Origin of the sequence: Streptomyces sp. NPDC021012 (assembly GCF_044333355.1) — a bacterium.
Taxonomy (GTDB): domain Bacteria; phylum Actinomycetota; class Actinomycetes; order Streptomycetales; family Streptomycetaceae; genus Streptomyces.
Genome location: NZ_JBIRQU010000001.1, coordinates 293,800 through 320,627 on the forward strand (window position 1 = coordinate 293,800; position 26,828 = coordinate 320,627).

27 protein-coding genes are annotated in these 26,828 nt (G+C 72.9%); 9 read left to right on the forward strand and 18 right to left on the reverse strand.

Annotation, left to right across the window (positions count from 1 at the left end; all coding sequences use genetic code 11):
* Window positions 1–53: 53 nt before the first annotated feature.
* The 6 genes from ACH4TP_RS01300 to ACH4TP_RS01325 all read right to left on the reverse strand — a co-directional run bounded on the left by ACH4TP_RS01300 (window position 54) and on the right by ACH4TP_RS01325 (window position 8,847).
* A complete protein-coding gene (locus ACH4TP_RS01300) occupies window positions 54–1,328 on the reverse strand; it encodes an aKG-HExxH-type peptide beta-hydroxylase (protein WP_398435152.1) in 1,275 nt (424 codons plus the stop codon).
* A gap of 78 nt (window positions 1,329–1,406) precedes the next feature.
* Entirely contained in the window at window positions 1,407–1,616 is a 210-nt protein-coding gene (locus tag ACH4TP_RS01305; protein ID WP_389231344.1) for a hypothetical protein, read from the reverse strand.
* Window positions 1,617–1,706: 90 nt separating this feature from the next.
* Window positions 1,707–4,865, reverse strand: a complete 3,159-nt coding sequence (locus ACH4TP_RS01310; protein WP_398435154.1) for an SAV_2336 N-terminal domain-related protein — start codon at window positions 4,863–4,865, stop codon at window positions 1,707–1,709.
* 7 nt (window positions 4,866–4,872) lie between these two features.
* Window positions 4,873–5,889: an AAA family ATPase gene (locus tag ACH4TP_RS01315; protein ID WP_398435156.1), complete on the reverse strand. Its 1,017-nt coding sequence runs from the start codon at window positions 5,887–5,889 to the stop codon at window positions 4,873–4,875.
* A 382-nt stretch (window positions 5,890–6,271) separates the two neighbouring features.
* Window positions 6,272–8,317, reverse strand: a complete 2,046-nt coding sequence (locus ACH4TP_RS01320) for a trypsin-like peptidase domain-containing protein (protein ID WP_389231353.1) — start codon at window positions 8,315–8,317, stop codon at window positions 6,272–6,274.
* Entirely contained in the window at window positions 8,314–8,847 is a 534-nt protein-coding gene (locus ACH4TP_RS01325) for a CU044_2847 family protein (RefSeq protein WP_398435158.1), read from the reverse strand. The genes ACH4TP_RS01320 and ACH4TP_RS01325 overlap by 4 nt, the downstream gene beginning before the upstream one ends.
* 99 nt (window positions 8,848–8,946) lie before the next feature.
* On the opposite strand from ACH4TP_RS01325, the gene ACH4TP_RS01330 reads away from it, so the two are divergent.
* The gene (locus tag ACH4TP_RS01330) at window positions 8,947–9,132 is read left to right on the forward strand and encodes a DUF6104 family protein (RefSeq protein ID WP_024761804.1); all 186 of its coding nucleotides are present in this window, start codon (window positions 8,947–8,949) and stop codon (window positions 9,130–9,132) included.
* 21 nt (window positions 9,133–9,153) lie between these two features.
* On the opposite strand, the gene ACH4TP_RS01335 is transcribed toward ACH4TP_RS01330, so the two are convergent.
* A complete protein-coding gene (locus tag ACH4TP_RS01335) occupies window positions 9,154–9,969 on the reverse strand; it encodes a hypothetical protein (protein WP_398435160.1) in 816 nt (271 codons plus the stop codon).
* Window positions 9,970–10,120: 151 nt separating this feature from the next.
* On the opposite strand from ACH4TP_RS01335, the gene ACH4TP_RS01340 reads away from it, so the two are divergent.
* Both ACH4TP_RS01340 and ACH4TP_RS01345 read left to right on the forward strand, forming a co-directional pair.
* Window positions 10,121–11,011 (forward strand): DUF4097 family beta strand repeat-containing protein, encoded by an 891-nt coding sequence (locus ACH4TP_RS01340; RefSeq protein ID WP_398189223.1) that lies wholly within the window; start codon window positions 10,121–10,123, stop codon window positions 11,009–11,011.
* Between the two features lies 1 nt (window position 11,012).
* Window positions 11,013–11,954, forward strand: coding sequence for a helix-turn-helix transcriptional regulator (locus tag ACH4TP_RS01345; protein WP_398435162.1), 942 nt, complete (start codon window positions 11,013–11,015; stop codon window positions 11,952–11,954).
* A 235-nt stretch (window positions 11,955–12,189) separates the two neighbouring features.
* On the opposite strand, the gene ACH4TP_RS01350 is transcribed toward ACH4TP_RS01345, so the two are convergent.
* From ACH4TP_RS01350 to ACH4TP_RS01360, 3 genes are all read right to left on the reverse strand, one after another.
* Window positions 12,190–13,560 (reverse strand): cellulase family glycosylhydrolase, encoded by a 1,371-nt coding sequence (locus ACH4TP_RS01350; RefSeq protein ID WP_398435164.1) that lies wholly within the window; start codon window positions 13,558–13,560, stop codon window positions 12,190–12,192.
* An 89-nt stretch (window positions 13,561–13,649) separates the two neighbouring features.
* Window positions 13,650–14,615: a zinc-binding dehydrogenase gene (locus ACH4TP_RS01355; protein ID WP_398435166.1), complete on the reverse strand. Its 966-nt coding sequence runs from the start codon at window positions 14,613–14,615 to the stop codon at window positions 13,650–13,652.
* 265 nt (window positions 14,616–14,880) lie between these two features.
* Window positions 14,881–16,092, reverse strand: a complete 1,212-nt coding sequence (locus tag ACH4TP_RS01360) for an NADP-dependent malic enzyme (RefSeq protein WP_389231374.1) — start codon at window positions 16,090–16,092, stop codon at window positions 14,881–14,883.
* Between the two features lie 536 nt (window positions 16,093–16,628).
* Between ACH4TP_RS01360 and ACH4TP_RS01365 the strand changes: the two genes are divergently transcribed.
* The 3 genes from ACH4TP_RS01365 to ACH4TP_RS01375 are packed head-to-tail and all read left to right on the forward strand — an operon-like array spanning window position 16,629 to window position 19,337.
* Window positions 16,629–17,591 carry an ABC transporter substrate-binding protein gene (locus ACH4TP_RS01365; protein ID WP_398189230.1) on the forward strand — a complete coding sequence of 321 codons (963 nt, stop codon included), beginning with the start codon at window positions 16,629–16,631 and terminating at the stop codon, window positions 17,589–17,591.
* Window positions 17,592–17,622: 31 nt separating this feature from the next.
* A complete protein-coding gene (locus ACH4TP_RS01370; RefSeq protein WP_389231380.1) occupies window positions 17,623–18,573 on the forward strand; it encodes an amino acid ABC transporter permease in 951 nt (316 codons plus the stop codon).
* Window positions 18,570–19,337, forward strand: coding sequence for an amino acid ABC transporter ATP-binding protein (locus ACH4TP_RS01375; protein WP_389231383.1), 768 nt, complete (start codon window positions 18,570–18,572; stop codon window positions 19,335–19,337). The genes ACH4TP_RS01370 and ACH4TP_RS01375 overlap by 4 nt, the downstream gene beginning before the upstream one ends.
* 65 nt (window positions 19,338–19,402) lie before the next feature.
* Here ACH4TP_RS01375 and ACH4TP_RS01380 read toward each other — a convergent pair whose 3' ends face one another.
* Entirely contained in the window at window positions 19,403–20,152 is a 750-nt protein-coding gene (locus tag ACH4TP_RS01380; RefSeq protein ID WP_389231386.1) for a class I SAM-dependent methyltransferase, read from the reverse strand.
* Between the two features lie 106 nt (window positions 20,153–20,258).
* On the opposite strand from ACH4TP_RS01380, the gene ACH4TP_RS01385 reads away from it, so the two are divergent.
* A complete protein-coding gene (locus ACH4TP_RS01385; protein ID WP_398189235.1) occupies window positions 20,259–20,888 on the forward strand; it encodes a CGNR zinc finger domain-containing protein in 630 nt (209 codons plus the stop codon).
* On the opposite strand, the gene sodX is transcribed toward ACH4TP_RS01385, so the two are convergent.
* Entirely contained in the window at window positions 20,792–21,226 is a 435-nt protein-coding gene (gene sodX, locus ACH4TP_RS01390; RefSeq protein ID WP_389231392.1) for a nickel-type superoxide dismutase maturation protease, read from the reverse strand. The genes ACH4TP_RS01385 and sodX overlap by 97 nt on opposite strands.
* Window positions 21,227–21,376: 150 nt before the next feature.
* Between sodX and sodN the strand changes: the two genes are divergently transcribed.
* Window positions 21,377–21,772, forward strand: coding sequence for a superoxide dismutase, Ni (gene sodN / locus ACH4TP_RS01395; RefSeq protein ID WP_041131199.1), 396 nt, complete (start codon window positions 21,377–21,379; stop codon window positions 21,770–21,772).
* Window positions 21,773–21,844: 72 nt separating this feature from the next.
* Here the strand turns inward: sodN and ACH4TP_RS01400 are convergent, their stop codons facing one another.
* The 3 genes from ACH4TP_RS01400 to ACH4TP_RS01410 form a co-directional block, all read right to left on the reverse strand.
* Complete coding sequence (locus ACH4TP_RS01400; protein WP_398435170.1) at window positions 21,845–23,023, reverse strand: pentapeptide repeat-containing protein; 1,179 nt, start codon at window positions 23,021–23,023, stop codon at window positions 21,845–21,847.
* Between the two features lie 82 nt (window positions 23,024–23,105).
* Window positions 23,106–23,588, reverse strand: coding sequence for a GNAT family N-acetyltransferase (locus tag ACH4TP_RS01405; RefSeq protein WP_398435172.1), 483 nt, complete (start codon window positions 23,586–23,588; stop codon window positions 23,106–23,108).
* Window positions 23,585–24,553, reverse strand: a complete 969-nt coding sequence (locus tag ACH4TP_RS01410) for a LysR family transcriptional regulator (protein WP_398435174.1) — start codon at window positions 24,551–24,553, stop codon at window positions 23,585–23,587. Before ACH4TP_RS01410 ends, ACH4TP_RS01405 begins: the two co-directional genes overlap by 4 nt.
* A 175-nt stretch (window positions 24,554–24,728) precedes the next feature.
* Here ACH4TP_RS01410 and snpA point away from each other — a divergent pair, with 175 nt between their 5' ends.
* Window positions 24,729–25,379 (forward strand): snapalysin, encoded by a 651-nt coding sequence (gene snpA, locus ACH4TP_RS01415; protein ID WP_398435176.1) that lies wholly within the window; start codon window positions 24,729–24,731, stop codon window positions 25,377–25,379.
* A 57-nt stretch (window positions 25,380–25,436) separates the two neighbouring features.
* On the opposite strand, the gene ACH4TP_RS01420 is transcribed toward snpA, so the two are convergent.
* From ACH4TP_RS01420 to ACH4TP_RS01430, 3 genes are read right to left on the reverse strand one after another with little or no spacing between them, the layout of a single operon-like run.
* Window positions 25,437–25,856, reverse strand: coding sequence for a DUF6304 family protein (locus ACH4TP_RS01420; RefSeq protein ID WP_389231434.1), 420 nt, complete (start codon window positions 25,854–25,856; stop codon window positions 25,437–25,439).
* Between the two features lie 42 nt (window positions 25,857–25,898).
* Window positions 25,899–26,138, reverse strand: coding sequence for a hypothetical protein (locus ACH4TP_RS01425; RefSeq protein WP_398189274.1), 240 nt, complete (start codon window positions 26,136–26,138; stop codon window positions 25,899–25,901).
* A gap of 36 nt (window positions 26,139–26,174) precedes the next feature.
* Window positions 26,175–26,756: a dihydrofolate reductase family protein gene (locus tag ACH4TP_RS01430; RefSeq protein ID WP_389231441.1), complete on the reverse strand. Its 582-nt coding sequence runs from the start codon at window positions 26,754–26,756 to the stop codon at window positions 26,175–26,177.
* Window positions 26,757–26,828 lie beyond the last annotated feature (72 nt).

Sequence of the window (26,828 nt, forward strand, 5' to 3'; positions counted from 1 at the left end):
TGTCTCCCGTCCCGCTCCCGCGCAACGCAGTGTCATGTGCCGTGGGCACAGTGTTACCCAGCGGCCAGGGGGGCCGCGCCGAGGCTCGCATGGTGCTGCCTCATTTGGTGCACGAACTCCCGCCCCTCCACGGTCAGTTCATCGGATTCAAGCAGGATCAGCAGGGCCGCGCCCACCTGATCGTGGATGTCGTCGAACTGTTGCCCGGCAGCGTGGCGCCAGGCCGCCGGCACCCCGTCGGCGGTGACCGCGCGCCACCACAGATCGGTCAGGGCCATGTGCGCGTAGGCGCCGTGCAGCACGCCGGCGATGGGCCGCGGGTCCGGCCGCCAGCCGACCTGGTGCACGGCGTCCCGCCCGGGCCCGTACAACGGCATGAGTTCATGGAGCGTCGCCAGCTTGCTGTGATGCAGCTCGTGCACCACCGTTTCGACCATCCCCCGCCCCTCGGCGGGCAGCGAGGTCAGTACGGCTCCGGGAGCGGCGCTCAGCGTGGCCCCCAGGTGCCGGGGCCCTCGGGGAAGGACGGGGACGACCGCACGGACACCACGGGACACCTCGGCCGCCCGGCCGGGGTCCGTGCGGGCCAGGAGGTCCTGGGCGGCGCGCCAGGTCGCGGACCAGGCGGCGTGGTCGGTGTCGGCGGGGTCGGCCGCGACGACCACCCTGCCGCCCGCTCCGGACGGCACACGGTACGGGTCGAGATCGTCCAGGCGCGCGGCGCTGCCGTGCAGCGGGCGGACCGCGCGCCAGCCGGGCCCGCGGCCCGTGAGGACGCCCCGGCGCCCATCGGCCAGGGTCAGGACGGCGGGTGCGGCATGGCGAGCACCGTCCGGGTGGAACCGTACGGTCCGTTCGCCGGCGCTGACCCGGACGCGGTCCGCGGCCACCCCCAGGCGGCCCACGCCGGGCAGCGGGAGCAGGCCGTCCGGGGTCTCCACGGTCAGATCGAGTGCGCCGCCGGCGCGCAGGGCGGCGGTGACCGCGAGGTTGTCGAGGTGGCCGAGCAGCCTGTCGAAGGCCGGCCCGGCGGGCTCGGCGAGCGCACCGGTCAGCCAGGCCCCGGTCGTCGGGTAGTCGAGGACGTCACGGACCACGGCGGGATGGCGCCGCTCGACCCGTTCGAGCAGGTCCCAGGCGCGCTCGAACCGGCCGAGCGCGCCCGGCTCGACGGAAGCCCGGTGCCGGTGGACGCGCACCAGGAGCGCTTTGAGGAGCAGCAACCGCCGGGTGTGCAGGGCGGACCGCAGCAGCGTGAGCCCGGCCGGGGCCGGGCTGAGCCGGGCCAGTCGGGCGACGACGGGCGCGGGCAGAGGGGCGACGCTCACTCCCGCCTCCGTGGGCCTGCGGCGGGTGGCGCGCATCTGACCGAAAAGGGGCGGTCGGCGTGGCCGCTGCACCGGAGGTCAGCCGTCGACCTTGTCCCCGCCGCTCTCGACGAACCAGGAAGGCTCCAGCTCCTGCGGATGCCAGAGCACCCGCTCGACGGCGGCCGCCAGCTCGGGATCGTCCATGAAGCGCAAGGTCCGCAGGTCCACGCCGACGAGGTCGGGCAGGCCCCATGGCCGCTCGCCGCCCCGGTCGACGCCTGCGACCCGCTTCGTGTGCTCCAACACCCTCGGCTCCTCCTCACCGGCCCTTGTCCCCCACGGTCGTAGCGGCGGAGCGGTTCTTCCCGACGTCCGAAAGCCAGAAACCCGTTCGACTCAACTGCGCCCATGCGCGCCCCCGTTATCAAGCCGTTCCGATTCCCCTTCGCGCCAGGCCCACCAGGGCGGCGCGATCCGGCGCCGTTCCTCGCGGGAGAGGCGGTCCGGTCGCGGGCGGGGGTCGGCGTTCGCCTCGGCGAGCAGGGCCCTGGTCCGTTCCACGTCCGCCCAGTCGACGGGCACCAGCATGCCGTCGAGGCGGCGCCACTGCTCGGCGGCCTGTTCCAGGACGGTCACGGCGTGGCCGACGCGGTCCATCAGGTACAGCACCGCCCCCTGGGCGTGGAGCGCCCGCGCCAGGGTGACCGTGCCGGGGGTGTCGCCGTGGGCGGCGCGGCTGTCGTCGGCCGCGAGGCGGAAGGCGGTGAGGGCGTCGACGAGCTGCCCGTCCCTCGCCGCCTCGCTCAGCTGCAGCTGCGTCCAGCCCAGTTGGAGCCGGACCTCGGCCCGGACGGCGGGGTCGGGGGTGGCGCGGACGGCCTCGTCGAGGAGGTGGCGGCTCTCGTACAGGTCCGGCAGGAAGCCCGCGCGGTCGAAGCGCAGGGCGAGCACGCTGCCGATGAGGATCCGGGCCCGCTCGCGGGCGGCGGCCCTGGCGGGGAGGCAGGTGAGGGCCTCGCGCAGCACGGACTCGGCGCGGTCGACCGGCCGGGTCCCGGTGCCGGCGGCGGCGCGGCGCAGCAGGGACTCGCCCCAGGCGAGCAGCAGCCCGCCGCGCTGCGCGCTCCCGGCGGGTGCGAGCAGGGTGGCCTCCTCGTACGCCTGGTCCGTCCCCGCTCCGTCGCCGGTGGCCTCGTACAGGCGGGCGCGGGCGACGGCGTGACGCAGCCTCAGGGCGTGGCCGTCGCCGAGGAGGGCCTCCGCCCGGTCGAGGACGGGGGCGACGCGGTCCGGTCCGGCCTTGGCGAGGTACAGGGCGTCGGCGAGGTCGAGCAGGACGGCGGCGCTCTCCCCCAGGGCGAGGGCGACGGTGAGCTCCTCGGCCGCGGCGGCGCCGTCGCCGCGCGCCAGGAGCAGCCGCCCCCGACGCAGGTGCAGGGTGGGCCGGGCGGCCGGGGGCCACTGGTCCGCGTCCCCGGCGAGGGCGGCGAGGGCGGTGTCGAGCTGCCGGGGGTCCCCGGTCTCCTGCCACAGGGCGTGGTGGACGACGGCCCGTTCGAGGCGGGCCTCGGCCCACCCGTCGTCTCCGGGCCGGGCCCGACTCCCGGCGTGGACGAGGGCGTCGGCGGCCTGGCCGAGGAGCTCGGGGCGGCGGCCCGCGCGCCGGACGGCCCCGGTGCCCGCCTCCGCGTACAGGATGCGGCCGAGGAGGATCCGGGCCTCGACGGGTGCGGTGGGCAGCGCCTCCTCGGCCCGCTCGCGGGCGGCGGCGAGGAGGGCGGGGTCGGACTGGGCGCGTCCCTGGTCGAGGAGGCGGCGGGCCTCGGTGAGGGGGTCGGGGGTGACGAGGTCGGGGTGGTAGAAGCGGAGCACGCGCGCGGGGATGCGGGCGAACAGTTCCGCCTCGGCGTCCTCGGGGCCGTGGGGGTCGTCGGTCCCGTCGGGCTGGGCGGCGAGGCCGGGTCCGCCCTCTCCGGCGCCGTGGCCGTGGCCGGCGAGCCGGGCGGCGGCGAGCGCGGGGAAGTTCCGCGTGCCCTGGCCGAAGTTGCGTTCCACGTACTCCGAGCAGTGCTTGAGGACGAGGGCGGCGGCGCCGGGATCGAGCGAGCCGAGCAGGAACTGCTGGATGCCGGGCGGATAGCTGAAGCAGGGGTACGGGGCGGGGCCGGGCAGTCGGCGCAGGAGCCCGCTGAGCAGGACCTCGGCCAGCTCCATGGGTCCGGTGTCGGGCAGCATCGCGCGCTGGACGAGCTGCATGACGGGGAGGGTGAGCGGGGCCGCCGCGAGGTGGACGGCGAGACGGAGCGCGCCGGGCGAGGCGCCGGCCCGGAAGGCGTGCAGGAGTTCCTCGTCGGCGCGGGGGGTGCGGGGCGCCCGGGGTGTCTGCGGCTGCCGCGGTGGCTGCGGCCGCGCCGGCTCGGGGGCGAGCCGGGCGGCCCAGCCGCGGACGGTGTCGCCGCCGTGGCCGGTGTGGAGGCGGGCCCAGGAGGCGAAGGCCTCGGGGGTGGGGGTGAGCACGGGCACGGCCCGCCGGGCCGGGTCGGGGGCCGCCCAGGGTTCGTCGTCGGAGCGGAAGGCGGCGGGGCCGCGGGAGGCGGCGGAACGCTGGAAGGTGCCCGGTTCGGCGGGGAGCGCGGTGCGCGGCCAGAGGCGCGGCGGCAGCGGCTGGACGAGGGCGAGCGGGGAGTGGCGGGGCCACTGGCGCAGGAAGCGCTGGGCGGCGCCGCGCTGCCAGAGCGGGCCGACGCAGTCGCTGACGATGAGGGTGAAGCGGCGTCCGGTGGGGTCGTGGAGCTGGTCGACGGGGCGGAGCCGCGGTCTGCCGTCGGTGCCGCTGGTGGTGGTGACGAGCGGCGGCCCTTCGCCGGTGTCGTACAGCCGGTGCACCTGGACGTCGCGGAAGGCGCCGGACTGCTGGCAGGCCTGGCGCAGCTCCTCGACCATGCGGTCCCAGACGACCATGGCGGGGCCGGTGTCCATGAGGAGCTGGATGTCGGGGCGGCGGCCGGCGGCGGGGCGCAGGACCGGGGTGAGGATGCCGGCGGCGGCGCTGCGCTCGGCGGTGGCCTCCTCGTCGAGGGTCCCCTCGCCGGGGCGCGGCGGGGCGGGCGCGTACCCCCGCAGCGGGCGCAGGGCCTTCTGGAGGCCGAGGAGTCCGGGCAGGGCGTTGGCGCCGGGCGCGCGGACGGGCAGGGCCGCGCCCCGCCCCGTACCCCCGTCGACGCCGCCGCGCGCTCCGTCCGCCGGGGCGGCTCCGCCGCGCATGTGGATGCCGACGGACTCGCCGCCTCCGGTACGCGCGGGCGTGCGTCCGGGCTTCTCCTCGCGATTGGCCGGATCTAGCCCCTCGTCGGCGGGTCGGGCGGTCCCCGTGCCCCCGCCGTCCGCGTTCCCGCCGTCCGCGCGGGACGGCGGTTCCGGATCAGGATCCTCCGGTTCCGGCAGCCACTGGGAAAGCCAGAGCGCGTCCGCGACGGCCTCGGCGGACGGGTCCGCGCCGCCCGCCCGGAGTCTGCGGGTCAGCTCCTCCAGAGGCATCCGGGGCGTCCGGGGCATCCGGTCATCACCTCGGCTGATCGAGCGGCTGCATGAGCATCTCCGCGATGCGTTCCCTGGTCACCCGCTCGGCGCGGGAGGCGTGCTGGGTGAGGTAGAGCGCGTTGAGCAGCTGGTCGGTGGCGATGACCTCGCCCGGCTCCCGGTTCAGGAAGCGCTGGACGAGGCCCTGTTCGCCGTCGCCCGCGACGGCGTCGGGCCCGAGGTGGGCCTCGATCATGGCGCCGAGCTGCTCCTCGCCGGGCGGTTCGAGCTCCAGGCGGATGCAGCGGCGCAACAGGGCGGCGGGGAAGTCCCGTTCGCCGTTGGAGGTGAGCACGATGAAGGGGAAGGTGGTGCAGCGGATCCGGCCGCCGTACACCGGCACCTTGCGACCGTCGTCGCTGAGCACCTCGACGACGGGCTCCCGGTCGGCGAGCCGCTCCAGCTCGGGGATGGCGAACTCGCCCTCCTCCAGGGCGTTCAGGAGGTCGTTGGGCAGGTCGAGGTCGCTCTTGTCCAGCTCGTCGATGAGCAGCACGCGGGGCTGCTCGGAGGGGAGCAGCGCGGTGCCGAGCGGTCCGAGCCGGATGTACGAGCCGATCCCGGCCGGGGCCGCGGCGGCGGAGTCGGACGCGCCGGCCTGGGCGCGCTCCAACTGGACGTCCTGCAGGCGGCCGATGGCGTCGTACCGGTAGAGGCCGTCCTGGAGGGTGGAACGGCTGACGATCGGCCAGCGCAGCACCCGGCCGAGCCGCAGCTCGTGCGCGACGGCGTGCGCGAGGGTCGACTTCCCGGTGCCCGGGTTGCCGGTGACCAGGAGCGGCCGCCGCAGGTACAGGGCGGCGTTGACGGCGTCGGTCTCCGCGGGCCGGGGGTGGTGGTTCTGGACCAGCCTCCGCTTGACGCCGAGCCGCCGGTCCGAGCCGGCCAGGGTGTCGTCCGCGCCCCCCGCCGAGAAGTCCCGCCAGGGCGGCGGAGCGGGCAACCGCCGTATCTCGTCGTGCGGATGCCCGGCCCCACGGTAGATCCGCCAATCGTTCACGATGGACTCCTCCTGGCTGTGATGTCCCGGCCGGGCCCGTCGAACGTACCGCCCGCGCACCACCCCTGCCGACCCCCATTCCGGTCGTCCCCGACGGAGTCGTGAACTGCCGGACCCACGGGACGAACGAGGGTGGACGGAGGCTGTGACGGGCCCGTGCGCGCGGGGCGGACGGGGCTGGACGGGCCGTGTGCCGGGGCCGGGGGCGTACGGCGGACCGGGGCGGACGGGCGGTCTGCGGGAACCTGGGCCGTACGACGGACCGGGGCGGACGGGCCGTGTGCGGGAGCCGGGCCCATGGGACGGGCCGGGCCGGACGGGCTCGGTGGCCGGGGCGCGGTCGGGGCGTGCCGGGGCGCGGTCGGGGCGTGCCGGGCCGGCGTCACGGGTCCTCCTCGCCGAGCAGCGGCGGGACCTCCAGGCGGCCGGCGTGCGGGGGGCGGTCGGGCGGGTCGTACAGGACGGCGATGGTCTCCGCCCAGGCGAGGTCGGGCCGCTCCGGTACCAGGGCGCGCAGGGAGCGGATGGGCTCGCCGAGCCCGTGGGCGGTGCGCGCGTCCGCGAGCAGCCAGTCCGCCTCCACGTGGAAGGCCGCGCAGTCGGTGTGGTCGTGGGCACCGGTCCGCCAGAGGGCCAGCGGATGGCCGGCGGCCAGGGCCGCGTTCATCGCCATGAGCCCGTCCCCGCTGCCCACCGGGCCGCAGTAGACGGGAACGGTGCCGCCCTCGGCCCGGCGGAGCCGCTCGCGCGTCTCGTCCGGGCTCTCCCGGCGCACGCGCGCGGTGTGGGCGTCCGGGCCCGCACCGGGCACCTCGGCGCGCAGCGGGGCCGCGCGCAGCGGCCCTCGTTCCCCGGCCTCCCAGCGCGCCCGCCACTCGGGCGACGGCTCCTTGCCGTGGCGCCGGGCGTCCCGGATGACCACGATGCGGCGCTGCCCGAGGGTGGTGGGCCCCCACGTCTCGTCGGGGCCCTTCGGGGGGTCGAGCCGCCAGGTGTCGAGCGGTTCGTCGAAGAGCTCGCGCGGCAGCACGGCCTCCACGGAGGCCAGGTGCGGCCCGTTGTCGCCGAGCCGGAGGGCCTCGGCGAGCGGCCCGCGCAGGGTCTCCTTGAGCTGGGCCCGCTCGACGCCGCGGTCGTCGCCGTGGAGCGGGGTGACCATGTGCCCGTCGCGGAGCAGCTTCACGCGCCACGGGTAGCGCCGGTCCCAGCGGGGCGTGTCGATCTCCAGGAGCACGTCCGCGCGTGCCCGGCGCTCGCGTACGTGGGCGAGGGCCGCCGAACTGCCGGGGCCGATCAGGTCGTCGATCTCGCGGCGGAGGTACGGACCCGCGTCCGCGGCCAGGTCGATGATCCATTTCCGGAAGTCGGCCGCGCCGCCGAGACCGCCGGGGCGCCCGGAGACCCGCCGGACGACATGGGCGGCGTACAGGAGCACGGCGTCGAGGCCGGGATCGCCCGGATCGCCGCGGTCGGGCGCGCGCAGCCTGTACAGCAGGGCGGCGCCCTCGCTCCACGTCCGCGGATCGTCCTCGAACGCGTCCGGGGCGGTGGTGTTCCTGATCCAGGCCTTGACCCGGTCGACCAGGTCCATGATCTCGCCGGGGTTGATCGGCGGGGGCAGCGCGGCGAGCTGTCCCCGCAGCCGGATGCGCAGTTTCGGGCTCAGCGGTTGCGGGGTGCCGAGCCGCTCCCGCTCCCGTTCCTGCACGCGCGTCCAGTCGGATTCGTAGTCCAGCGAATGGAGGTAGTGGTCGAGGTGGTGGCGGTCGTGGTCACGCAGGGCCTCGGCCCAGTGCTCGCCCCCCGGCGCGTCGTGCAGGCGGCGCAGTACGGCGAGGGGGACGAGGGCCCCCTGGTGGGACCAGCGCCCCTTGTTGAAGCCGATCACGGCGCCCGTGACGTCGTCGACGACCGGGCCGCCGGAGCAGCCCTCGACGGGCAGCACCTCCTTCGTCACGAGGGCGTGGGCGTCCACACCGCTCAGCTCGCCGTGGACCTGACGGATGCCCAGTTCCCCGGTCTCCCGGGACCAGCCGTGCAGGCCCACCTTGGTGGTCAGGTCCGGAGGCCGGTCGGCGAGCATGACGCAGGAGGCCTTGTGCGTGCCGGGCACGCGCACGAGTGCGACGTCGGGGAAGCCCCAGGGCTCGGGGCGCACGTCGGGGTCCTCGGGCCGGGGCAGGGCGAGCACCACCGTGCCCCTGGACCGGCGCGTGTCCCTGCCGTCCTGCCAGGTGATGCCGACGGCCGGCTCATTCCTCCACACCGCTCCACCCCCCTCGGCCACGACATGGGCGCAGGTCAGCACCCATCCGGGGGCGATGAAGAAGCCGGTGCCCCAGAACCGGTCGCCGTCCCGGTCATACCCGCTGTCAGGAGCCCCGATGCGTACGAGTGCGGGGCGCACGAGAGCGTCGAAGGCGCTCATGCGGCGCCATCGGCCGCCGGGCGCCGCTGCGGGCCGATGCCTGAGCGCGGTTCCGCGCCCTCGGGTGCGGACACCGCCACGGATCCGTCCTGCTCCGTCCGGGAAGCCGTCGTCGCTTGTGAATCCGTTGCCGTCTGCGCAGCCGTTGCCGCCTGTGGATCCGTGGCCGTCTGAGCAGCCGCTGTCTCCTGTGCGGCCGTACGGCCCGGTTCGGTCCACGTGAGGGAGACGTTCACGGAGGCCTTGCCCGCGCCGTCCGCGAGGACGCCGATCACCTTGCCGGACTGCGCGGACAGTTCGATGCCGAAGCTGACGGCGACCTCCACCGACCCCTCCGGGTCGAGGCCGGCCCGCAGGGAGCCGACGACCCCGCGCACCACGTCCGTGAGCCCGCCGGCCATCGAGACCACCCGGTCCCTGACTCCGGTGTCCTGGAAGCCGCCGCCTCTGCCGAGCTCCTCCGCGTCGCTGACCCGTGCCCAGACGGGCGTGCCGTCGTCCAGTCGAATCCGAGCGATCCCGTGTGCCACAGCGGCCCCCGCTCCCCGAAGCGATGTTGGATCCAGAAGGCTAATCGGTGGGACTGACGGGCGACAGGGGACGGGAGGGGTACGGCCTATCCTGATCGCATGTACTTCACCGACCGTGGCATCGAGGAACTGGAGAAGCGGCGCGGCGAGGAGGAGGTCACCTTCGAGTGGCTCGCCGAGCAGCTGCGGACCTTCGTCGATCTCAACCCCGACTTCGAGGTGCCGGTCGAGCGCCTCGCGACCTGGCTGGCCCGTCTGGACGACGACGAGGACGACGACGAGTAGGAACCTTCCCCGGCTGCGGGGTCACCGCTCCCGCAGCCGGTCGTAGGCGAGCCCGAGCGCGCCGTGCGCGACGAGCAGCGCCCCGGCCGTCGCCCAGCCGCCGCTGCGCCGGCCGGCGCCCCAGAGCAGCAGCGGCACCCCCGCGAGGAGCTGCGCCCCGCTCAGTACGCGCGCCTTGGGGCCGCGCAGGTACGGGCCTAGGGGACCGCCCTCCACGACGTCGAGCTCGGCGCGCACGGCGTCTCTCCAGCCCGACCATTCGAGCTGCTCGGCGCCCTGCGCGAGGGCGACGGAGCGGAGCCGGTCGGCGCTCTCGCCGGGGACGATTCCGGTGGGCAGGGCGAGTCCGGCGCGGGCGAGGACCGCGACGACGCCGAGGAGCCGGGTGTGGGCGTCGGCGTCCGGGTCGGGCGCGGTGAGCGGTTCGAGGGCCTGTACGTCCAGGACGGGGTCGAGGGCGAGCCGGGCGGCGAAGGTGCGCATGGCCTCGTCCTCGCCGACGGGGGTGCCGTCCGCGAGCCAGGTGTAGCCGACCGTACGGCGGAAGCCGACGGCGAGCGTGAGGCCGGCCCGGTCGCGGTCCCACCAGAGCGCGACGACGGGCCACCCCGCGGCCGAGACGGCGAGGGCGGTGGCCCAGCCGGTGACGACCTGTTCGACGGGTTCCCCGCCGTGCAGCCAGGGCTTCCCCTCCGGTACGAGCACGCTCCATTCGGCTCCGGCGGGGGCGAGGAGCAGCTGTTCCCGCAGGAGGTGGGCGGGCGGCCGGACCGCCTGGGGTTCGGCACGGCAGAGCAGCAGGGCTCCGGCGGGGTGCGGTCCGGATGTCGCGTTCATGGGCCTTACGCTAGGACATTTTGTCCAGTTAAGTCGCACATTACCCCCCACCCCGTCAGGGAAGAGTCAGGGTTGACTCCATCGAACCGAGATATATCGTGTCTATCGAGAGACGCGATATGTTGCGTTGCCGATACGGGAGGTCAGCACCATGACAGAGTGGTCCGTCACCGAGCCGACGAAGCTGGCTCCGACCGAGCCGGTGACACGACTCCAGGTCCGCATCGTCAACGGCGCGGTGAACGTGGTGGGGACGGAAGAGAGTTCCACCCGGCTGGAGATCTCCGAGATCGAGGGTCCGCCGCTGATCGTGACGCAGGACGGCTCCACCCTGACCGTGACCTACGAGGACCTCCACTGGAAGGGCATCCTCAAGTGGTTCGAGCGCAAGGAGTACCGGCGCCGGAAGGCCGTCGTCTCCGTCGCCGTCCCCGCGGGCGTCGACGTCGAGGTGGGCGTGGTCGGCGCCGAGGCGGTCGTCACCGGGATCAGAGGGCGTACGGAGGTGCGCGGGGTCACGGGCGACACCACCCTCCTCGGGCTCTCCGGCCCGGTCCGCGCCGAGAGCGTCTCGGGGAACCTGGAGGCCCAGTCGGTCACCGGAGCCCTGCGCGTCAACTCGGTGACCGGCGACGTGACGGTGATCGAGGGCGCGGGCTCCTCCGTGAAGGCCGACACGGTCAGCGGCGACATGGTCATCGACCTCGACCCGGCCCGGCTCGACGGGCCGCCCGCCGACATCCGGCTCACCAGCGTCTCCGGCGAGGTCGCCATCCGGCTGCCGCACCCGGCCGACGCCCGCGTCGAGGCCAGCACGACGAGCGGCGCCGTGTCGAACGCCTTCGAGGACCTGCGGGTGGGCGGCCAGTGGGGCGCCAAGTCCATCACCGGCACGCTCGGTTCGGGCCGGGGCACGCTCAAGGCGACCACCGTCTCCGGCTCCATCGCCCTGCTCCGCCGCCCCGAGCCCGAGGAGGACGGCGACGCCGCCGCCCCGTCCGCCTCCTCGTCCACTTCCTCCGCGACCGGAAAGGTGCTCTGACATGCCGCCCGTCTTCGCCCACGGACGCCTCCGCCTCTACCTGCTCAAGCTGCTCGACGAGGCCCCCCGCCACGGGTACGAGGTGATCAGGCTCCTGGAGGAGCGCTTCCAGGGGCTGTACGCGCCCTCGGCCGGCACGGTCTATCCGCGCCTCGCCAAGCTGGAGGCCGAGGGCCTCGTCACCCACGCCAGCGAGGGGGGCCGCAAGGTCTACTCGATCACCGACGCCGGCCGCGCCGAGGTGGCCGCGCGCGGCGCCGAACTGGAGGACCTGGAGCGGGAGATCCGCGAGTCGGTCTCGGAGCTGGCGGCGGAGATCCGGGACGACGTGCGGGGCGCGGCCGGGCGGGTGCGCAGCGAGATGCGCGCCGCGGCGGGACAGAGCCGCACGGTGGATCCCCCCTCGTTCGCCGAGGCCAAGGAGGAGATGCGCCGGTTCAAGCAGGAGTGGAAGCAGCAGGCCCGCGAGGCCCGCGAGGAGGCCAGATCGGCGCGGCGCCAGGCGAAGGAGTTCCAGCGGGTCGCCCAGCAGGTGCAGGAGGAGGTCCAGGACCGGTTCCTGCGGGGCGACTGGCCCAAGGGCGTCTGGGAGGGCATCTCGGGGATCACGGCCCAGCTCGGCGACCTCGTGGCGGGCACGACCCACCCGAAGGCCGCCTCCCAGGACTCGCCGTTCACGAAGACCCCGACCGACGGGGCGCCGGAATGGGCGCGGGACACGGCGGGCACGGGCGGCGAGGCACCGGAGTGGGCGCGGGACGCGGCGAGCACGGGCGACCCGGCCCGCGACCTCGACCGGCTCCTCGACCGCTTCCGCGACGAGATCCGCGACGCGGCCCGCGACCACGGGGTGACCGAGGACCAGCTGACCGAGACCCGCCACCACCTGTCGACGGCGGCCCTCCGCATCACGGGCCTCCTGAACTCCGAGCGGAAGGCCTGACCGGCCGGGCCTGAAACCCGCCCCAGGCCGTCCGCCCGACCGACCGGGCCCACCGAACCCGGCCAGGGTGACGGCCCCGGGCCAGGGCACTGGACCCGACCGGGACCGATCTGGGCCCGACCGGGAGACCGACCGCGGGACCGACCGGGGCCCGACCGGGAGACCGGCCACGGGACCAATCCAGACCGCACCGTCACCGGGCCCGGCCCCGGTGACGGGTCGCGGGGCGGGTTCGTCAGTCGCGGGTGGCGGTGACCGTCACATGGGCGTTCGGGGTCGCGAGGATCCAGGCCCGGGTGCGGTCCTTGCGGAGGACCAGGGCGCCGCCGCGGGCGGTCACGCGCCAGTCGCCGGACGGCAGGGAGAGCTCGGTGACGCGGGAGCCGCGCGGGCCGGCCGCGTCGTACGACAGGCGGTAGACCCCGGCCCCGGGGTCGTACGCGGCGGAGCGGACCGTGCCCGCTACCGCCTCCGCGTACGGCTCGGCGGTCAGCTCCTTGTTCGCGCGGAAGGCCCCGGTGGCGTCCACGGCGCAGTAGCCGCCGCCGTAGCACCACTCCCAGCCGGTCCAGCCGGAGCTGTAGCGGGAGAGCGAGGCCATGGCCTCGCGGTAGAAACGGTTCATGTTCGGAAGGGAGTTGTTGAGCGGCCCCCACTCGCCCACGACCACGGGGACCTTGTACTCCTTCGGGTACTGGGTGACCGCCGCCTCGTAGTTCTCGATCCAGCGGGCCGACGGGTCGTAGTCGCCGCCCGCCTCCATCACGCCGTTGTAGAAGTGCGGGGCGTAGGCCACCTTCGGGTCGTCGATCCTCCCCAGCCCGGTGGGCACGCCCTCGCCCACGATCGGGGTCGGCTCGACGAAGATCCACCCGTCCTTGTCGACCGAACGGATCTGGTCCGCGATCCGGTTGTACATCGGGGTGATCTGGTCCCGCTCGATGCGCCGGGCGGCCGTCGCCAGGTCCTCGCCCTCGCGCAACTCGCCCATCGGCTCGTTGATCGGGTCGTAGCCGAGCACGGCCGGGTGGTGCTCGAAGCGGGCGGCGAGCACCCGCCACATGCGGGCCTGGGCGCGCTGGAGGTCCTCGTCCTCGTACAGGTGGGTGAAGGCGCGCTGGACGGCGGGCTCGAAGTACTCGGAGAACCAGTCGTCGGGGTGCGGGGTGAAGGGCAGCCCGTCGGTCCTGGTGGCCCAGGCGGGTATGCCCCGCGAGCCGAAGGCGGGCCCGAAGACGTCCTGGTGGGCGTCGAGGACGACCTTGACGTCGTACTTCGCGGCCCAGTCGAGGACCCGTTCGATCTTGCGGAGGTAGGACTGGCTGTACTGACCGGGGCGGGGTTCCAGGTCGTCCCAGAAGACGAGGAGCCGGGCCGTGTTGTAGCCCTTGGCCCGCATGTCCCGGAAGTGCTTCTCGGTGATCGCGGAGAGGGCGGCGTCGCCGCTGTGCGACTTGTCCGCGAGGTTCCAGCCGCGGAGGGTGAGGACCCGGCCGCGGGCGTCGGTGAGGGCGGGGATCGCGTCACCACCGGTCTCCGCTCGGGCGGCGGTCGGGGCGAGGAGAGCGGCGACGACGACGGTCGCCGCGAGGGTGGTGCGCAACAAGGTGGACCTCCGGCACGACAAGGTGAGAGATGTTCACGTTTCGCGTGCCGGAGATCTCATCAGGTCGACCGACCCGTATCAAGAGGTCGTCACGAGGTCTTCAGAACGATCTTCCCGAAGAGCTCGCCGGAGGCCATCTTCTCGAAGCCCTCCCGGGCCCGGCCCAGGGGCAGGACCTCGTCGATCACCGGCCGGACGCCCGTGGCCGCGCAGAAGGACAGCAGGTCCTCCAGCTCGTCCTTGGAGCCCATCGTCGAGCCGACGACCTTCAGCTCCAGGAAGAAGATCCGGGTCAGCTCGGCATGCGAGGGGCGGTCGCCGCTCGTGGCGCCCGAGATGACGATCGTGCCGCCGGGCCGCAGCGACTTGACCGAGTGCGACCAGGTGGCGGCGCCGACGGTCTCGATGACGGCGTCCACCCGCTGCGGGAGCCGCGCGCCCGGCTCGTACGCCTCGACGGCGCCGAGCTCGACGGCCCGCTTGCGCTTGGCCTCGTCGCGGCTGGTGGCGAAGACCCGCAGGCCGGCCGCCTTGCCGAGGGCGATCGCGGCGGTGGCGACACCGCCGCCCGCGCCCTGCACGAGCACGGAGTCCCCGGGCCGCACGCCGGCGTTGGTGAAGAGCATGCGGTACGCGGTCAGCCAGGCGGTGGGGAGGCAGGCGGCCTCCTCGAAGGACAGCTCCTTCGGCTTGGGCAGCACGTTCCAGGAGGGCACGGTGACCCGCTCGGCGAAGGTGCCCTGGTAGCGCTCGGTGAGGATGGAGCGGGGCTCGTCCGGCCCCACGCCGTGGCCCGTCTGGCCGATGACGGAGTGCAGGACGACCTCGTTGCCGTCCTGGTCGATGCCGGCGGCGTCGCAGCCGAGGATCATCGGCAGCTTCTCCTCGGGCAGTCCGACCCCGCGCAGCGACCACAGGTCGTGGTGGTTGAGCGAGGCGGCCTTGACGGTGACGGTGGTCCAGCCGGGACGCGCCTCGGGCTCGGGGCGTTCGCCCAACTCAAGGCCGTTCAGGGGCTGGTCGCGGTCGATTCGGGCAGCGTAGGCAGCGAACATGGCCCCGACCCTAGGGGCCCTCGGGTGCGTGACGGAACCGCACCCCACTGTGACGCGCGCCCCACCTGGCGACACGCGCCCCACCCGGTGACACGCGCCCCACCCGCACCAACGCCCCGCGCCCCGCCCCCGCACCAACGCCCCGCGCCCCGTCCCCGTACGAGAACGCCCCACAACCCGTACCACCACCCCCGTACAGCCCGAAGGGCCCCGCCCTGCCCTTGCGGGGGACAGGAACGGGGCCCTTCGGCGTACGGAGAGCGCGTCAGCGGCGCGCGACGCCCTCGGCGCGGGCGGCGGCGGCGACCGCGGCCGCGACGGCCGGGGCGACCCGCTCGTCGAACGGCGACGGGATCACGCAGTCGGCGGCGAGCTCGTCGCCGATCACGTCCGCGATGGCGTTGGCCGCGGCGATCTTCATGCCCTCGGTGATCCGGGAGGCCCGGACCTGGAGCGCACCGGCGAAGATGCCGGGGAACGCGAGGACGTTGTTGATCTGGTTCGGGTAGTCCGAACGGCCGGTCGCCACGACGGCCGCGTACTTGTGCGCGACGTCGGGGTGGACCTCGGGGTTCGGGTTGGCCATGGCGAACACGAAGGCGTTCGGGGCCATGGCGGCGACGGCCGCCTCGGGGACCGTACCGCCGGAGACGCCGATGAAGACGTCCGCGCCGGCCAGGGCGCTCTCCAGGGAGCCGCTGAGGCCCGCCTTGTTGGTGAGCTCCGCGATCTCGCGCTTGACGTCCGTGAGGTCCTCGCGGTCGCGGCTCACGATGCCCTTGCGGTCGGCGACGCAGACGTCGCCGAGGCCGGCCTCCAGGAGGAACTTGGCGATGGCCACACCGGCCGCGCCGGCGCCGGAGATGACACCGCGCAGGTCACCGAGGGTCCGCCCGGTCAGCTTCGCCGCGTTGCGGAGGGCCGCCAGGGTGACGATGGCCGTGCCGTGCTGGTCATCGTGGAAGACCGGGATGTCGAGGCGCTCCTGGAGCTTGCGCTCGATCTCGAAGCACCGCGGGGCCGAGATGTCCTCCAGGTTCACTCCGCCGAAGGACGGGGCGAGGCGGACGACGGTCTCGACGATCTCGTCGGTGTCCGTGGTGGCCAGGGCGATCGGGACCGCGTCCACGCCGCCGAACTGCTTGAAGAGGATGGCCTTCCCCTCCATGACCGGGAGGGAGGCCTCCGGGCCGATGTCGCCGAGGCCGAGCACCGCCGTGCCGTCGGTCACGACGGCCACGACCTGGGACTTCCAGGTGTAGTCGTTGACCAGCTCGGGCTGCTCCGCGATCGCGGTGCACACCTTGGCGACGCCGGGCGTGTACGCGAGGGACAGGTCGTCCTTGTTCCGGACGGGAACGGTGGCCTGCACGGCCATCTTGCCGCCCCGGTGAAGGGCGAAGACAGGATCGAAGGGCTCCTCGGGAGCTCCTTCCGTACCACTGTCATTGCGAGGATTGACGATCTCCGCTGCCATTGGGTTGACCCCTTAAGTCTGCTTCAGTTGAGGGTTGGCCGCTCCTGATGCGGAGCGGTGGGCGGGTCCCGCGGCCGCCGTGTCTGGCAGCCGCGCGGGCGCGCCGCACAACGCGCCCTGAGCCCCGGATGAGGGGTGTAAGGATCCTTCTTACCGGACGGACGGCACCGCAGACGAGTCCATAACCATTCGGTGACGCGACTCATACCGAGCGCATCCGGACGCGGACGGAGAACGACACGTCACCCGATGTCCCGATAGATGCTTTCCGCACCCGATTGGCGGCCTTCCCATCGTCCGAATGGCGAGATGAACCGCAGATTTTCCGGCGACGGGGAAAGGATTCCGAAGAAGATCCGGCCTTGATGTACCGGCCTGTAGCGATTTCGGGGTCACCCGTTATCCGATTTTGACATCCGAGGCCGTCGGTTTGTGGCAGTCCGAATGGCAAGATGCCGTAATCACACGAGGTCGCGACACTCGAAGATGTGTACGCGACCACCTGGCAGCACTTCACACGCCGGAGGAACCCGACCATGACCGCACGCTCCACGCGTTGTACGACCGCCAAGACCCGCACGTCCCGTCTTGCCGCGGTCGCCGCCATCGCGGTCGCCGGCTCGATGCTTCTGACCGCCTGCGGCGACCAGACCGAGAGCGCGAACACGCCGAAGGAGACCGGCTCGGCCTCCGCCGGCAAGGCCCCGCTCTTCTCGAAGCTCCCCGCCGACATCCAGAAGTCGGGTGTCATCAAGGTCGGCACGGACGCCTCGTACGCCCCGATGGAGTACACCGACGGCGGCAAGATCGTCGGCATCGACCCGGATCTCGGGGAGGCCCTCAGCAAGCAGCTCGGCGTCAGGTTCGAGTTCGTCTCCGGCACCTTCGACGGCCTGATCACCTCGATCTACACCGGCCGCCAGCAGCTGATCATGTCCGCGATGACGGACAACAAGAAGCGCCAGGAGGGCCTGGACGACAGCGGGAAGAAGATCGGCAAGGGCATCGACTTCGTCGACTACTTCAGCTCCGGCGTCTCCCTCCTGGTCAAGAAGGGCAACCCGCAGGGCATCAACTCCCTGGACGACCTCTGCGGCAAGACCGTCGCCGTCCAGCGCGGCACGATCTACGAGGACACCTTCAAGGCGCAGGCCGCCAAGTGCGGCGACAAGAAGCTGACCATCCAGGCCTTCGACACCGACGCCGAGGCCCAGACCCGTGTGAAGGCGGGCGGCGCGGTCGCCGACCTGAACGACTACCCGGTCGCCTCGTACATCGCGAAGACCTCGGGCGGCGGCAAGGACTTCGAGGTCACCGGCAACCAGAGCGACGTCGGCCTCTTCGGCATCGGCGTCTCGAAGGACAACACCCAGCTCCGCGACGCCGTCAAGGAAGCGCTCGACGCCATCATCAAGGACGGCTCGTACGCTGAGGTCCTGAAGAAGTGGAACGTCGAGGACAGCGCGGTCAAGTCGGCCACCGTCAACGCCGGCAAGTGACCTCTCCTCGTACCACTGAAGGGCAGTCGTCATGACTGACAAGATCAGCAAGGAACCGGCCGCCGCTCCGGCCGGTCCCACCCCCTCGGGCGTCCCGTACGAGGCGATCAAGGCCATCCCCGTGCGGCACTACGGCCGCTGGGTCAGCGGCGTGATCGTCGTGGCCCTCCTCGGATGGCTCGTCTACGCCTTCTCGCAGGGCGACGTCGTCTGGGCCACGGTCCGGGACAAGGTGTTCGACCCGTCCGTGATCAGCGGCATGTGGAACACCATCATCATCAGCGTCTCGGCCATGGCACTGGGCCTCGTCCTCGGCATCGTCTTCGCCGTGATGCGGCTCTCCAAGAACCCGGTGACCGGCGCGGTCTCCTGGCTCTACATCTGGTTCTTCCGCGGCACCCCGGTGTACGTGCAGCTGCTGGTGTGGTTCAACCTGTCGCTGATCTTCCACTACATCAACCTCGGTCCGATCTACAAGGACGAGACCGTGGACGTCATGACGCCGTTCATGGTGGCCCTGCTCGGCCTCGGCCTGAACGAGGGCGCCTACATGGCGGAGATCGTCCGCGCCGGCATCCAGTCGGTCGACGAGGGCCAGACCGAGGCGGCGCACGCGCTCGGCATGTCGCAGACGAAGACCATGTGGCGGATCGTCCTGCCGCAGGCCATGCGGGTGATCGTGCCCCCGACGGGCAACGAGTTCATCAACATGCTGAAGACCTCCTCGCTGGTCTCGGCCGTGCAGTACACCGAGCTCCTGCGCGCCTCGTCGAACATCGGCAACACGGCCGGCGCCGTGATGGAGATGCTCTTCGTGGCCTCCATCTGGTACCTCGCGCTCACCAGCGTGTTCAGCGTCGGCCAGTACTACCTGGAGCGCCGCTTCGCCCGCGGTGCGACGCGCAACCTGCCTCCCACCCCGTTCCAGCGGGTCAAGGCGAACATCACCACCTTCAAGCGTTCCCCCGGGGGTATGGCATGACCGGCGCACCCATGGTCAAGGCCGAAGGCGTCCACAAGTCCTACGGCGCGGCCCACATCCTCCGCGGCATCGACCTGGAGGTGCAGAACGGCGAGGTCTTCTGCCTCGTCGGCCCCTCCGGCTCCGGCAAGTCGACCTTCCTCCGCTGCATCAACCACCTGGAGCGCATCGACGGCGGCCGCCTGTCCGTCGACGGCCAGCTGGTGGGCTACAAGCAGAAGGGCGACAAGCTCTACGAGCTGAAGGACAGCGAGGTCGCGGTCCAGCGCCGTGACATCGGCATGGTCTTCCAGCGCTTCAACCTCTTCCCGCACATGACGGCCCTGGCCAACGTCATGGAGGCGCCCATCCAGGTGAAGGGCGAGTCCAAGGCGGTGGCGCGCGAGCGGGCCGAGCGCCTGCTCGACCGGGTCGGCCTGCGGGACAAGATGGGGAACTACCCCTCGCAGCTCTCCGGCGGCCAGCAGCAGCGCGTGGCCATCGCCCGCGCGCTGGCGATGGAGCCGAAGCTGATGCTCTTCGACGAGCCGACCTCGGCGCTCGACCCGGAGCTCGTGGGCGACGTCCTCGACGTCATGCGGGACCTGGCCGAGTCGGGCATGACGATGGTCGTCGTCACGCACGAGATGGGCTTCGCCCGTGAGGTCGGCGACTCGCTGGTCTTCATGGACGGCGGCGTGGTGGTCGAGTCGGGCAACCCGCGGGACGTCCTGACGAACCCGCAGCACGACCGGACGAAGGCGTTCCTGTCGAAGGTGCTGTAAGGCGCGCGGAGAGGGGCGGTACGGGATCTCCCGTACCGCCCCTCTCCCTTCCCCTTCCCTCCCGGCTACTTCACGGCGAGGAGGAGGGTGTCCGAGGGCGAGGCCCAGACGGGACGGGCCTCGCCGAAGCCGGCGGCGCGGAGCGTGTCGGCGTGCCAGCGGGCGGAGGGCGTGTCGCCGTCGGCGTGCTCGCCGTAGATCTCGAAGCGGCGGGCGGTGGGCCCGGCGAGGACCGGGTCCGCGGCGGCGAGGGCCCACCAGTCGGCCCAGTCGAGGACCCCGGCGGCCTTCTCCCGGTCCATCCGGGCATGCCGCCGGGCGCGCTCGGCGGCGTTGATGCGGGGCGTGCTCTCGTCGATCATGTGGTCGGCGTTCATGAGGACCCCGCCCTCGCGCACGAGACCGGCGAGCTGCCCGTAGAGGGCCTCCAGGGGCCCGCTGTGGAGCCAGTGGAGGGCGGTGGCGGTGAGGACGGCGTCGTACGTGTCGTACGGCAGGCTCGCGGCCCACGCGGGGTCCTTGAGGTCGGCGGTGACGAAGGTGACGCGCTCGTCGCCCGCGAAGGAGCCCTCGGCGATGGCGAGGAGGGCCGGGTCGAGGTCGACACCGACACTGGTGGCGTCGGGGAACCTCCGGAGCAGCCGGCTCGTGATACTTCCCGTACCGCACGCGAGGTCGAGGACGCGGGGCTTCGGCCCCACCAGCGCCTCGACCATGTCGAGCATCACGCGGAACCGCTCCTCACGGTCCGGCATGTACCACTCCTGCTGACGGTCCCAGCTCCGCTGCCAGCCCGCCCAGTCGGTTCCGGTCATGGTCGTTCCTCCCCGCGTCGGTCCTACCATTCGTAATACCCTCGAAGGGGAAACAGCCGTTACCCCCTCCGGTCGAGACACTAGCCCGCCGAAGTAAGGACTACAAGTGGAACTGGCCCATTACTCGGACTTCGCCGTACGCCTGGTCAACACCGAGGAGCCGGCCCGCGGCAAGGACACCCTGACCTCCGTCGAGGTGGTACGGGAGCTCTTCGGCCCCGCCACCCAGATGGCCCGCAGGGTCACCGAGGCCGACCTGCCGCGCTTCCGCGCGGTGCGCGCCCGGCTGCGGGCTGTCTTCGCCGCGGCCGACGAGGGCGACCACACGGGGGCGGTCGACCTCCTCAACTCCCTCCTCCTGGAGTTCCCGGTCAGCCCGCAGATCTCCGGCCACGAGACCCTCGACGAGGAGGGCCGGCCCCGCTGGCACATGCACCTCGCCGACCACTCCTCGAACGCGACCACGGGCTACGCCGCCATCTCGGCGATGGGCCTCGCCTTCCACCTGACGGAGTTCGGCGCGGACCGGCTCGGCCTCTGCCAGGCGCCGCCCTGCCGCAACGCCTACCTGGACACCTCCACGAACCGCTCCCGCCGCTACTGCTCGGACCGCTGCGCGACCCGCGCCAACGTGGCCGCCTACCGGGCCCGCAAGCGCCAGGAGGCCGAGCGGACGGACCGGACCGGCCTCACCGCGGACACCAGCCAGGAGATCACCACTCCCGCCGAACGCTGACGCCCCGGCGTCACCGGCCGGTACCGCGCCCGCACCCGCCCGAGAACCAGCTCGGGCGGTACGGCCCCGAAGACCCGGCTGTCCCCCTCGGCGTCCGGATTGTCACCGAGCACCCACCAGCCGCCGTCACGTCGCTCGATCAGCCGCTTCACGATGAGCAGATCCTGCTGGAGCGGGTGCCGCAGCACGGCCACGCACCCGGCCCGCAGCCGCGCCCCGTAGTGCACGAGCAGCTGGTCGCCGTGCAACAGCGTGGGCACCATCGAGACGCCCGTCACCTCGGCGATCCCGAACGGCGCACCGGCCTCCCCCACCTGCTCCCGCCCCGACCGCGCCATCCGGCACCTCCCGATCCACTCGTCCACTCGTACACGCGTCCCATCCTGACCCTGGACTTTTGACCTAAGCCCCAGGGGGCGCCCGCGAAAACGCCCTTCTCACCGAGTAATCTCCCACCTGAGAAGACGATCACGAGGAAGGACGGCTCAATGCTCTCCCGCCTGTTTGCCCCCAAGGTCAAGGTCAGCGCCCACTGCGACCTCCCCTGCGGCGTGTACGACCCGGCCCAGGCCCGCATCGAGGCCGAGTCCGTCAAGGCTGTCCAGGAGAAGTACCTGGCCAACGAGGACCCGCACTTCCGTGCCCGCGCCACGGTCATCAAGGAGCAGCGCGCGGAGCTCGCCAAGCACCACGTCTCGGTGCTCTGGAGCGACTACTTCAAGGCCCCGCACTTCGAGAAGTACCCCGAGCTCAACCAGCTGGTCAACGACACCCTGAAGGCCCTCTCGGCCGCCAAGGCGTCGACCGACCCGAAGACGGGCGAGAAGGCGCTGGAGCTCATCGCCGAGATCGACCGCATTTTCTGGGAGACCAAGAAGGCCTGACCTTCGCTCCCCGAGCACCTGAAGGGACCCGGCCGTCGCGGCCGGGTCCCTTCGTGTGTCCGGGCACGGGGGTCAGCCCTTGCGGAGGGACGGGGGCAGGCCGCGGGTGCCGGTCAGGGTGGCGCCGGTGAGTTTGGCGTTCTTGAGGTTGGCGTGCGTGAGGTCGGCTTTGGTGAGGTCGGCGTTCGTGAGATTGGCGTCGGTGAGGTCGGCGCCGGTGAGGTTCGCTTCCGTCAGGTCCGCTTCGGTGAGGTCGGCGCTCTTGAGGTCCAGGCCGGTGAGGTCGGTACCGGACAGGGCGGCGGTTCTCAGGAGGGCGCAGCGGTTCTCGGTCGTCAGGTCCTCGCGGCCGGCCGGCTGGAGGAAGACGTCGGTGCAGAAGGAGGCCTTGCGCAGGTCGGCGCCGGAGAAGGAGGCGCCCGTCAGGTCGGCGCCCGAGAAGTCGGTTTCGGTCGTGTCCGCGCAGTCCCAGCGGCCGTTGCAGAACTCGACGTCCCTGAGGTCGGAGCCGTGGAAGGTCGCGCCCTGCAGACGTGCGTCGGCGAGCGAGGCCTCCGCGAGGTCCGCGAACATGACGAAGGCGCCGCCGAGGTCGGCGCGGTCCAGTCGGGCGCCGTGCAGGTCGGCGGCGGTGAAGTCGGATCCGCGGAGGTCCGAGCCGGTGAGCACCGCCTCGCGGAGGTGGATGACGTGCTGTCCGCGGGCCGCGACCGGGTGGGCGGGGGTCCAGCCCCGCAGGTCGACGCCGGTGAGCAGGACGGTGAGGCCCTGGTCGTACTCGGGGCGTCGCCGTACGAGCACCTCCATGGCGGCGCTCGCGTCGACGGACGGCTCGGATGTCTCGGACGTCTCGGTTCCGGGCCTGACCGGGGAGTGCCGTCGGAGGTACGCGGAGAGCACGGAGACCACGCTGCCCTGGTCCGGGGGCGAGTCCTTCATGATGCGTTCGAGTGCGTAGATCCCGCCCAGCCGCACGTCGACGGAGCCGGAACCGAGGTTCACGATCGCGGTGTTGAAGCGGGTGGTGATCTGCCCCTGCTCGGTGATCCGCAGCTCCTTGCCCGTCTGGTTCACCTGGAGCCAGGTGAAGAGCAGGGCGGCCACGGCGGCCAGGCCGGGCAGGCTCAGGAGCAGCAGGGAGATCCGGGAGGGCGGCCGGCCGCCGGCCTCGCCCCGTCCCGGGCCGGGGCGCCGCGCGTCGCGCCGCCGCAGGAGCTGGTGGAGTCGTCCGCTTCTCGGCCTCTCGGTCATCTCCTCATTGGCCCACGCGCCGCCCGCGGCGCCCGGGCACCACACCGGGGCCACTCACCCCCGGGGGTCGCGGCCCACACGTTCAGGGGGCGGGGGCCGCCTCCGTCGGGAGGGTGTAGCGGCGCTTCTCCTTGGAGGTGGCGCCCAGGCGGTCGTAGAAGCGGATCGCGTCCTCGTTCCAGGCCGGGGTCTGCCACTGGAGTTCCGGGAGGCCGAGGGTGCGGGCCTCCGTGCGGAGGGCGGCGATCAGGAGGGGGCCGAGGCCGTGGCCGCGGGAGGTCTCCGTGAGGTAGAGGCAGTCCATGTGGAGGTACTCCGCGCCGTCCCAGGTGGAGAGCTCCGGGGCGCAGGTGGCGTAGCCCGCGAGGGTGCCGTCGGGGAGGGCGGCCACGAAGCAGCGGAGGCGGGGCCGTTCGGTGCCGAAGAGGAGGCCCGCCAGGCGGTCCGCGAGGCCGGGGGCCGGGGGTGCGGCCTTCTCGTACGCGGCGTGCTCGGTGACGAGTTGGACGATCCTGGGCAGGTCCTCGGGGTGGGCGTGCCGTACCTCTGCCTCGCGTGCGCTCATACGGTCATCATGCACGGCCCCACCGACAGCAAAGCCGCCGCGCCCTGCCGGCGGAGCCACTCGCGGTACGGGGCCGCGCGGAGGGCCACCTCCCGGTAGGCCGCCGCGAGTTCGGCGTACGGGACGTCCAGGGGCGTCCCGGGGCGCGCGTAGAGCAGGAGGCGTACGCCCAGCGGGTCGCCGCGCAGGGGGCGGATGGCCATGTCCTCGCGCGGGCCCGAGGTGGGCTGGCAGGGGGCGACGGCCTCGCCGAGGGCGATGAGCGCGGCGGCCGTGTGGTAGTCGCCGTGCAGCAGGGGCGGGTCGATGCCGGCGGCGCCGAGGACCCTCCGGAGGCCGTCCCATTCGCCGTCGACGGTCGGGTCGACCATCCAGTGGTCGGCGGCGAGGTCGGCGAGGTCCACGACGGGGCGGGCGGCGGCGGGGTGGTCGGGGGCCATGGAGACGAACTGGGGTTCGCGGGCGACGAGGACCCGGCCCGTGAGGCCCTCGGGGACCCGTAACGGGCAGCCCTCCACCTCGTGCACGAAGGCCACGTCGAGCTGTCCGGTGGCGACCGTGCGCAGCAGCGCGTTGGCGGAGACCTCCACCCGGAGGCCGACGTCCGTGCCGGGCAGCCGCTGCCTGAGCCGGCGCAGCCAGCCGGGGAGCGCCCGGCTGGCGGTGGAGCCGACGCGGAGTCCGGGGCCGTCGGCGCGGGCGGCCGCGGCCCGGGTCTCGGTGACGAGCGCGGCCATGTCGGCGACGAGGGGCCGGGCCCGGCTGAGCAGGGAGCGGCCGAGCGGGGTGGGGCGGCAGCCGGTGCGGCCGCGGGAGAAGAGTTCGGCGCCGAGGGAGTTCTCGATGCGGCGCAGCTGGGTGGTCAACGAGGGTTGGCTCATGCCCAGTTGGCGGGCCGCCTTGTGCAGGCTGCCCGTGTCCGCGATGGCGCAGAGCGCGCGCAGATGTCTCACCTCCAGCTCCATGCCCCGAGGGTAGGGCGGCTCCCGGAGTCGCACCAGACGCCCGGATCCCCTCAATCACCTTGCATTCCAAGGGAGTTGGTCGCGTGATGCGTTCGGGTTATCGGGGGTTGGCATCATCCGCGCGGGGGTCGGCTGCCCCGAGACTCTCTCCGAAACCCAACAGGAGGAGCCCCCCATGCCCCACCCCAAGGTCCTCACCTCCGTGCTGACCGCCGCCCTCGGTCTCGGTCTCGCCGCCTCCCTCGGTACGGCCCCGGCGGCAGCGGTCGGCACGGGCACCGTCACGCACGGGTACGCCGGTTCGGCCGAGGAGGCCAAGGCCAACCAGGCCTTCTTCGAGGCCGTCGTGAAGTCGGTGGCGAAGAAGCGCGCCGCGACCCCGGGCGCGACCGCCGTCACCGTCGTCTACAGCACGGCCGACGCGCCGAGCTTCCGCACCCAGATCGCCCGCTCCGCGCAGATATGGAACAGCTCGGTGGCGAACGTCCGGCTCGTGGAGGGCGGCAACCCCGACTTCGCGTACTACGAGGGCAACGACTCCCGTGGCTCGTACGCCAGCACCGACGGCCACGGCAGCGGCTACATCTTCCTCGACTACCGGCAGAACCAGCAGTACAACTCGACCCGGGTCACCGCCCACGAGACCGGGCACGTCCTCGGGCTCCCGGACCACTACAGCGGCCCGTGCAGCGAGTTGATGTCGGGCGGCGGTCCCGGCACGTCCTGCCAGAACGCCCAGCCGAACGCGCAGGAGCGGTCCCGCGTCGACCAGCTGTGGCGCTACGGCCTCGCCTCCGCCTTCAAGAGCCCCGCCTTCAAGAGCTGACGCAAGGCCCCGTACACGGCGGCGGCGCTCCCTCCCCGGGGCGCCGCCGCCCCGGTCTCAGGCGGCCTGGAGGAGCCTGCGGCCGAAGTCCGCGCCGGCGGGCAGCTGGCTCCGCACCCGGTCGAGGGCCTCCTCGAAGTCGCCCCCGGCGACGCATGCCTCGAAGGCGGCACCGCCGTAGTGCAGGGTCAGGCTGAGGTCGGCGCGCTCACCGAGCGTCAGCAGGCAGGCCAGCGTGGCCTGCTGGGCGGTGTCGCCGACGACGACGGGGAGCGGCAGGTCCCACTCCAGGACGCAGCCCGTGAGGGCCTGCCCGCCCCCGTCGGTGGCGGCGAGCGCGGCGAAGCCCTCGCCCGCGTACTCGGTCCCCCTGATGCGGGTGGCGACGCGCCGCCCGTCGGCCGTGATGACGATCGCTTCCGCGCCGCTGCGGTCCCGGTACCAGCCGGTCCAGACTTCTGTCGACTCCGATGACATGCGCGGACTGTAGCGGTCTGACCGGCTCCGCCGCGCGTCCGGTCACCCTGTGGCCGGACTTCTCCCGATCTCGCCGTTCTTGCCGGTCACGTGCGTGGTAGCGGCTTCCGCACCCCCGTACAGCGGGCACCGCGGATTGCGGCAGGGCTGCACCTCCCACTCCGGCACCCAGGCCCCGAGGACCTTGTGCCGGGTGGCCAGCACGCCGAGCGGTTCGCCGCAGGCCGGGCAGTGGCGCTCGGCCAGGGGGTCCCGCGTCGTGCGGGGCGCCTCGTCACCCATGCGTCCAGGGTAGGCCGCCCCGCGCAGTGCCGCCTGTCACCGCTTCCTGGTGTACGTACGGACGAGCACGCCGTTGTCGAAGGCGCGGACGTCGCCGAGCTCGAAGTCGCGGGGCTCGAAGCCGGCGCCGAACATCGGCATGCCGGTGCCGTAGACCTGGGGGTAGGTCTTGATGACCAGCTCGTCGATCTCCTCGATGAGCTCGCCCGCGAGGGTGGAGCCGCCGCAGAGCCAGATGTCGAGGGGGCCGTCCTCGGCCTTGAGCTCGCGGATCCGGCCGACGAGGTCGTCGGCGATCAGCTCGACGTCGGGGTGGGGCGACTCGGTGAGCGAGCGGGTGGCGACGAACTCGCGCAGGTGGCTGTACGGGCTGGTGACGCCGATGTCGAGGGCGAGCCGGTACGAGCCCAGCCCCTGGACGACGGTGTCGAAGTGCCTGTTCTCGCCGTCGACGCCGAGCATCTCCCGGCCCTGCGTCGGAATGGTCTCCGGGTATTCGGCACCCATCCAGGCCATGTACGCCCCGTCGGTGTACTTGAACATGGAGGTGGCATCGCCCTCGGGGTCGCCGATGAAGCCGTCGATGGTGCAGGCGATGTAGTACGTGAGCTTGCGCAAACCGGTCCTCTTCGTCCTGGGGATGCGGCCGCGATCGCAACCACGACAGTTATAGTGCTTCACCTGTAGTGG